Here is a 2,018-nt window from a genome sequence, read left to right as displayed (position 1 = left end):
GCCAGATCGCCGGTCTTATACAGCCGATCGCCTTCCACAAAGGGACTGGCGATGAACCGCTCCGCCGTCAGATCGGGCCGGTTCAGGTAGCCACGCGCAACCCCCGCCCCGCCAATGTAAAGCTCCCCCACCGCCCCGAACGGCACCGGCGCGCCATGACCGTCCAGCAGGTACAACCGCGTGTTCGCAATCGGACGCCCGATATGCGGCACAACGTTGTCACTGAAGAGCCGTCCCGAGGTTGCCACGACGGTAACTTCCGTCGGGCCATAGTTGTTTATTAACTTGAGAGGCGACGGTAGCCGGGAAGGCACACGCTGGAGACGATCACCGCCAATAAGCAAATACTCCAATGTGGGATTTATTTGCTTGTCTTCTAACGCTGTTGTAGCCAGCGGCGTGACTAAAAAGGCGGTCTCCAGCGATTGATCACGCCACCATTGCAGTAGAAGCAGGGGATCTCCTCCTGCTGCTCTGGGCGGGAGCAGCAATGCGCTACGATTGGATAATGCAGACCACAGCTCCCAAATGCTGGCATCGAATGCCACTCCGGCCGTGAGTGGGCAGCAGGTTTCTCGTTGCCGACAGAACGTTTGCACATGCCATGCGGTAAGATTGACCAGGCTGTGGTGCTCGACCATGACGCCCTTTGGCGTTCCGGTTGAGCCGGAGGTGTAGATCACATAAGCGAGATGGCGCGCGGTGAGGCCAAGGGCGCTCGGGTCCGGGTTCGAGGCCGGCAGTTCGGCCCAGGCCGGGGTGGCCGTCTCCAGATCGATCACCGTCAGATCGACAAGCGCCTCGGCGCCGAGTGCGGCGCGTCCGGCGGCATCGCAAAGCAGCAGGTGCGGTGCGGCATCCTCGAGCACCTGCCGCAGCCGTGCCGACGGATAAGCCGGGTCCAGCGGCAGATAGGCGCCGCCCGCCTTGAGGATCGCCAAGACACCGACCACCATCGCCGGGCTGCGCTCCATGCAGATCGCCACCCGGTCGTCCGGACGCACGCCCAGTCCGATCAGATTGTGGGCCAGCCGGTTGGCCCGGGCGTTGAGCTCGCCATAGGAGAGCGCCTCGTCCTCATGCACCAATGCCACCGCCTCCGGCGCCTGGCGCACCTGCGCCTCGAACAGCTCGTGGATGCAAAGATCCGACGGATAGGCCGCCGCCGTCCGGTTCAGCTCCTCCAAAAGATACGTCCGCTCCTCGGGCGGAAGAATGTCGAGCGCGCGCACCGGCCTGTCGGGAGCCTGCTCCAGCGCCTCGGCCAGTTGCTCGAGCACCTGCTGCATGTAGCCGCAGACCCGATCCGCAGAGATCGGCTCGGCCGCCTCCGCCGTCAGACCGAACGACTGGCCGTAATCCTCCACCGACATCGTCAGCGGATAGTTGGTGCGCTCCTCGCCGCCCAGCCATTCCGCGCCGGACAGAACATCAGCCACCGCAGCGGCAGCACCCGACACGGCCGCCGGCGCATTGTGGCGGTAGTTCAGCAGCGCACTGAACAGCGGCGCCGGCGCGGCAACCCCGCTGCAGCGTTGCGCCAATGCCAGCGAGGCATGCTCGTGTGCGAGCAGTTCGGAAAGCCGCGCATGCGTGGTGCGCACGCTCGCCTCGACCCCGGTCCCGTCGAGGTCGAGCCGCACAGGCAGGGTGTTGATGAACAGCCCCATGGTCCGGTCGGCGCCGGCACCCGCATGCATGCGGCCGAACAGCACCGTGCCGAACACCACCTGCTCCCGGCCGCTGCTCAGCGCCACCACCTGCCCCCAGGCCAGATGGCAGAGGCTCGCCAGGCTCACCCCCAGCCGCCGCGCCTGGTGGCGCAGCCGATCGTTGAGCGCCTGCGGCAGCATCCGCCGTGCCTCGCGGGATCCGCGGCCATCACCATAGACCTCGCTCAGCCCAAACGGCGTCGTCGGCGCGTCGATATCCGACAACTGCGATCGGAAGAACTGCTCATGCGCCTCCACACCGACCCCCAGCCGCGCCTGCGCCACCAGATTGCGGAACGGCTGCGG

At 66.1% G+C, this 2,018-nt stretch carries 1 protein-coding gene; it reads right to left on the bottom strand.

Going from position 1 to position 2,018, the window contains the following annotated elements:
- The coding region (locus tag A3C3_RS40970) for a non-ribosomal peptide synthetase (protein ID WP_033420045.1) at positions 1-2,018 on the bottom strand (2,018 nt) is incomplete at both ends.

The organism is Rhizobium mongolense USDA 1844, assembly GCF_000419765.1.
Lineage (GTDB): Bacteria > Pseudomonadota > Alphaproteobacteria > Rhizobiales > Rhizobiaceae > Rhizobium > Rhizobium mongolense.
This window is presented reverse-complemented; position numbering and strand designations above follow the sequence as displayed.